This window comes from Crossiella sp. SN42 (assembly GCF_023897065.1).
Lineage (GTDB): Bacteria > Actinomycetota > Actinomycetes > Mycobacteriales > Pseudonocardiaceae > Crossiella.
Genome location: NZ_JAMHIV010000074.1, coordinates 1 through 6,197, shown reverse-complemented (window position 1 = coordinate 6,197; position 6,197 = coordinate 1). Strand labels below are relative to the sequence as shown.

Annotated in this window: 1 protein-coding gene and 1 pseudogene; both read left to right on the top strand. The window is 74.9% G+C overall.

What is annotated here, in order from left to right:
- A partial coding sequence (locus M8C13_RS44205) for an SDR family NAD(P)-dependent oxidoreductase (RefSeq protein WP_252486849.1) occupies nucleotides 1–4,339 on the top strand: 4,339 nt, incomplete at its 5' end.
- An 8-nt stretch (nucleotides 4,340–4,347) separates the two neighbouring features.
- Nucleotides 4,348–6,197: pseudogene (locus tag M8C13_RS44200) on the top strand (type I polyketide synthase); the annotation flags it as partial.

Sequence of the window (6,197 nt, the reverse complement as noted above, 5' to 3'; positions counted from 1 at the left end):
GGCGGTGATCGGCCACTCTCAGGGGGAGATCGCCGCGGCCTGCGTGGCCGGGGCTCTCTCGCTGGAGGACGCCGCCCGGGTGGTGGCGTTGCGGGCTCAGGTGATCAGTGCGGAGCTGGCTGGTCTGGGCGGGATGCTCACCGTGACCGCTACCCCGGAGCAGGCCGGGGAGTGGATCGGCCGGTGGGGCGGGGCATTGTCGGTGGCCGCGGTCAACGGGCCCCGTTCGGTGGTGATCTCCGGTGATGCCGCGGCCCTGGACGAGCTGGCCGCGTGGTGCGCCGGGGAAGAGGTGTGGCACCGGCGGGTGCCGGTGGACTACGCCTCGCACTCCCACCACGTCGACCGGGTACGGGAGCAGTTGCTCGCGACGCTCTCCGGTATCCAGCCACAGGAATCCGAGATCCCCTGGTGGTCCACTGTGGACGGACGGCTCGGCGTCAACCCGGTCGCCGACGCGGAGTACTGGGTGGACAACCTCCGGCAGCGGGTCCAGCTGGCCGAGGTGGTCAGCGCGCTGGCCGCCGCCGGGCACGACCTGTTCCTGGAGATCAGCCCGCACACCGTGCTCGCGACCGGCGTCCAGGACCTCGCCGAGGACATCCACGTGCTCGGCACGCTGACCCGGGACCACGGCGACCTGCCGGACTTCCTGCGCGCGCTGGCCAGGGCCGAACTGGCCGGGCGGACCGTGGACTGGGGCTGGCCGGCACCGCCGCCCCGGCCGGTCGAGCTGCCCACCTACGCCTTCCAGTCCGAGCGGTTCTGGGCCGAACCGGCCGCGGTCCGGCAGGACCTGCGGGCCGCCGGGTTCGTCGCGCCACAGCATCCGGTGCTGACCGCGGCGACCTCGCTGGCCGGCAGTGGCGAGACCGTGTTCTCCGGCCGGGTCTGCCCGCGGGCACAGCCGTGGCTGGCCGATCACGTGCTCGGCGGGCGGGTGTTGTTGCCCGGCACCGCCTTGCTCGACCTCGCGCTGCGCGCCGGGCAGGAGGCCGGCTGCGCCCAGGTCGAGGAGCTGACCCTGGAGGCGCCGCTGGTGGTGCCGGAGCACGGGGTCGCGGTGCAGGTCGTGCTCGGGCGGCCGGAGGACAGCGGCAGGCGCGCGCTGTCGGTGCACTCCCGGGCGGAGGCCAGCGTCACCGGTGAGTGGACCCGGCACGCGGTCGGCAGCCTGCTGCCCGAGGCCCTGCGGCCTGCCGAACTCGGTCCCTGGCCGCCGACCGGCGCGGAGGCGGTGGCGATCGAGGACCGGTACGAGCGGCTGGCCGAGGCCGGCCTGGCCTACGGGCCGGCCTTCCGCGGCCTGCGGGCGGTGTGGCAGCGCGGGGACGAGGTGTTCGCCGAGGTCAGCCTGCCCGAGCAGGTGCGGTCCGAGCCGGGGCACGCGATGCACCCCGCGCTGCTGGACGCGGCCCTGCACTCGTTGCTGGACGAGCAGGTCCGGGTGCCGTTCAGCTGGCGCGGGGTCAGTTCTTCGGCCCCTGCAACGGATTCGCTGCGGGTGCGCCTGGTGCGCCAGTCCCCGGACGCGGTCGGCCTGACCGTGCACAGCGCGGACGGCCGGCCACTGGCCACAGTGGACAGTCTGGTGGTCCGCCCGCTGCCTGCCGACGCCGCGCCGGTGGACGGCCTGCACCGGGTGCGCTGGAACACAGCCGCCCCCGCGCCGGCGGCCGAGGGCGAGCTGGAGTTCGCCGACCTGCCCGCCGTCACCGGCACCGCGGCCGAGCGCGCGCACCAGCTGGTGCGGCACGCGCTGGAGCGGGCGCAGCGGTGGCTGGCCGAGGACACCACCGGGACCACGCTGGTCTTCCGCACCAGTGGCGCGGTGGCCACCCACCCGCTGGAGGCCGGGCACGATCCCGCACACGCCGCGGTCTGGGGCCTGATCCGATCCGCGCAGGCCGAAGCGCCGGGGCGGTTCGCGCTGCTGGACACCGACGGCAGCGCCGCGGAGGTCACCGCGCACCTGCTGGCCGGAGAACCGCAGCTGGCGGTGCGGCACGGCGAGGTGCGGGTGCCCAGGCTGGTCCGGGCCACCGCGCACGACGCGCTGCGCCCGCCAGCGCCGCACTGGCGCCTGGTCACCACGGGCCGGGGCGCGCTGGAGAACCTCGTCCTCCGACCGTCCGAAGTGGACACCCCTCCGCCCGGTCAGGTGCGGGTGGCGATGCGCGCGGCGGGCCTGAACTTCCGGGACGTGCTCAACGCGCTCGACCTCTACCCCGGTGAAGCGGGCGAACTCGGCCTGGAGGGCGCCGGCGTGGTCGAGGCGGTGGGCGAGGGCGTCACCGGCTTCGCCGTCGGCGACCGGGTGGCGGGTCTGTTCCCGGGCAGCTTCGGCACGCACGCGGTCACCGACGCCCGCCTGCTCACCCACGTCCCGGCGTCCTGGTCCTTCCCGACCGCGGCCGCCGTGCCGGTGGTGTTCCTCACCGCCTACTACGCGCTGGTCGAACTGGCCGCGCTGAAGCCGGGAGACCGGGTGCTGGTGCACGCGGCGGCCGGTGGCGTCGGGCTGGCGGCCGTGCAGCTGGCCCGGCACCTCGGCGCGGAGGTCTTCGCCACCGCCAGTCCGGCCAAGCAGCAGGTGTTGCGCGAACTCGGGATCGCCGAGGACCACCTGGCTTCGTCGCGGGACCTCGAGTTCGAGCAGGCGTTCCTCGCCACCACCGGCGGGGCGGGGATGGACGTGGTGCTGGACTCGCTGGCGGGTGAGTTCGTGGACGCCTCGCTGCGCCTGCTGCCCCGCGGCGGCCGGTTCGTCGAGATGGGCAAGACCGACGTCCGGGACGCTGAGGCGGTCGCCGCCGCGCACCCCGGCGTGGCCTACCGCGCCTTCGAGCTGATGGCCGCCGGACCGGACCGGTTGCACGCGCTGTTCGGCGAACTGGGCGCGCTGTTCGACCGGGGCGCGCTCACCCCGGTGCGCACCACCGCCGCCGACCTGCGGCAGGCGCCGGAGGCATTCCGCTTCCTCAGCCGGGCCCAGCAGGTGGGCAAGGTGGTGCTCACCCTGCCGCGGCCGCTGCGGCCCGAGCACACCGTGCTGATCACCGGCGCCACCGGCGCGCTGGGCGCCCGGCTGGCCCGGCACCTGGTCGAGGCGCACGGGGCACAGGACCTGCTGCTGCTCAGCCGTTCCGGCCCGGCCGCGCCGGGGGCGGAGGAGCTGCTGGCCGGCCTGCGCGCGGCCGGGGCCCGGGTGCGGCTGCTCGCCTGCGACACCGCGGACCGGGCCGCGCTGGCCGAGGTGCTGGCCGGGCTGGACCGGCCGCTGACCGCGGTGGTGCACGCGGCGGGCGCGCTGGACGACGCGGTGCTCGGCTCGCTCACCCCGGACCGGCTGGCCGCGGTGCTGCGCCCCAAGGTGGACGCGGCCTGGCACCTGCACGAGCTCACCCAGGGGCACGACCTGGCCGCGTTCGTGCTGTTCTCCTCGGCCGCCGGGCTCACCGGCACGCCGGGGCAGGGCACCTACGCCGCGGCCAACGCCTTCCTGGACGCGCTGGCCGCCGCCCGGCAGGCCGCCGGGCTGCCCGCGCTGTCGCTGGCCTGGGGTCTGTGGGCCAGCCGGAGCGGGCTCACCGGCGAGCTGACCGAGGCCGATCTGGCCCGGTTGCGCCGATCTGGTGTGCTGCCACTGTCCGATGAGGACGGTCTGGCCCTGTTCGACCAGGCGCTGGCCCGGCCGGACGCGCTGGCTGCCCCGGTCCGGCTGGACCTGGCCGCCCTGCGCGAGCGGCTGGCCGCCGAGGACCTGCCACCGCTGTTCCGCGGTCTGGTGCGGGCCCCGGTGGCCACCGAGCGCGCGGGCGGGTCGTGGACCGACCGGCTGCGCCGCACACCCCAGGCGGAACAACGGGACCTGGTGGCCGAACTGGTGCGCGCGGAGCTGGCCACGGTGCTGGGCCGCACCGGGACCGAGGGGCTCACCGAGGCCCAGCCGTTCAAGGAGCTCGGGCTGGACTCCCTCACCGCGGTGCAGCTGCGCAACCGGCTGCGCACGATCACCGGGCTGTCCCTGCCCGCCACGGTGGTCTTCGACTTCCCGACCGTGGGCGCGCTGGCCGGGCACCTGCTCGGCGAACTGGCCGGTGACGACACCGCGGCCGTGCTGTCCGGTCTGGACCAGCTCGAACAGGCCCTGGCGGCGCTGCCCGAGGGCCACCGGGCGCGGGCGGAGATCACCGCCCGGCTGCGCCGCCTGCTGCCCGAGCCGGAGCCCGCGCCGGTGGCGCCGGGACGCGAGCTCATCGACAACGCCACCTCCGAGGAGCTGTTCGCCTTGCTCGACAACCAGCTCGGCCGCTCCGTGCCGGCCAGCGAAGCGTAGGAGCCGAGATGTCCGAAGTAGCGAAGCTGGTGGACTACCTCAAACGGGCCACCAACGAGCTCTACGCCACCCGCGCGGAGCTGGACCACCTGCGCCGGGAACCCCTTGCCGTGGTGGGCATCGGCTGCCGCTACCCCGGCGGCGTGCGCGGCCCGCAGGACCTGTGGCAGCTGGTGTCCGGGGCCCGCGAGGCCATCGGCGAGCCACCGGCGGCCCGCGGCTGGCAACTGGAGCGCTTCGACGTCCCCGACCTGGACCGGCCGGGCACCGTGCGCACCACGCTGGGCGGTTTCCTGGACGGCGCGGAGGAGTTCGACGCGGCCTTCTTCGGGCTGGGACAGCGCGAGGCCCTGGCCATGGACCCGCAGCACCGCCTGCTGCTGGAGACCACCTGGGAGGCCTGCGAGCAGGGCGGCATCCTGCCGGAGTCCCTGCGCGGCAGCCGGACCGGGGTGTTCATCGGCGCGTTCGAGCCCGGCTACGCCCCACCGGCCGACGCGGTCCCGCCGGAGCTGGAGGGCCACTTCCTGACCGGCACCGCGGGCAGCGTGGCCTCGGGCCGGATCGCCTACACCTTCGGCTTCGAGGGCCCCGCGATCACCGTGGACACCGCCTGCTCCTCCTCGCTGGTGGCCATTCACCTGGCGGGACAAGCGCTCCGGCAAGGCGAGTGCGATCTGGCCGTCGCCGGCGGCGCGACCGTGATGGCCTCCCCCGCCACGTTCCTGGAGTTCTCCCGGCAGCGCGGGCTGTCCCCGGACGGCCGGTGCCGGGCCTTCAGCGCGGAGGCCGATGGCACCGGGCTGGCCGAAGGGGTCGGAGTCCTGCTGCTGGAACGGCTCTCCGACGCTCAGCGCAACGGCCACCAGATCCTGGCGATCATTCGCGGTAGCGCGGTCAACCAGGACGGCGCGTCCAACGGCCTGACCGCGCCCAACGGCCCGGCCCAGCAACGAGTCATCCGGCAAGCCTTGGCCAACGCCGGGCTCGCTCCCGGCGAGGTCGACGCCGTGGAAGCCCACGGCACCGGCACCCGGCTCGGCGACCCCATCGAAGCCCAAGCCCTGCACGAGGTCTACGGCCCCGAACACCAGGATTCACCGCTCTGGTTGGGTTCGCTGAAGTCCAACCTCGGCCACACCCAGGCCGCGGCCGGTGTCGGCGGCGTGATCAAGATGATCATGGCGATGCGGCACAGGCAACTGCCCGCCACCCTGCACGCCCAGACACCCTCCAGCCACGTCGACTGGGACGGCAGCATCGCGTTGCTCACCGAGTCCCAGCCGTGGCACGTCGACCGTCCCCGCCGGGCCGGGGTGTCCTCCTTCGGCATCAGCGGCACCAACGCGCACCTCATCCTGGAACAGGCCCCGCAGCCCGAACCCGTCACCGCGGACGAGCCGGAGATCGTGCCCTGGGTGCTCTCCGCCAAGACCGAGGCCGACCTGCGGGCGCAGGCCCAGCAGCTGTACGCGCACACCTCCGGCCCGCTCGGCGCGGCCGGGTACGCCCTGGCCACCACCCGCACCGCCTTCGAGCACCGGGCCGTGGCCATCGGCAGCACGCCCGAGGAACTCACCCAGGCGCTCCAGCTCATCGCCCGCGGCGAGACCGCCACCCACGCCCACCTCGGCCAGGCCGTGCCCAGCCCGGACATCGCGATGATGTTCTCCGGCCAGGGCTCCCAGTGGCCCGGCATGGGCACAGACCTGCTGACCTACCCCGTCTTCGCCGAGACCTTCACCCGCCTCTGCGACAAGTTCGGCCTGGCACAGCCCTTCACCGAAGCGGTCCACGACACCGCCAACACCCAACCCGCCCTCTTCGCACTGGAAGTCGCCCTCTACCGACTGCTGGA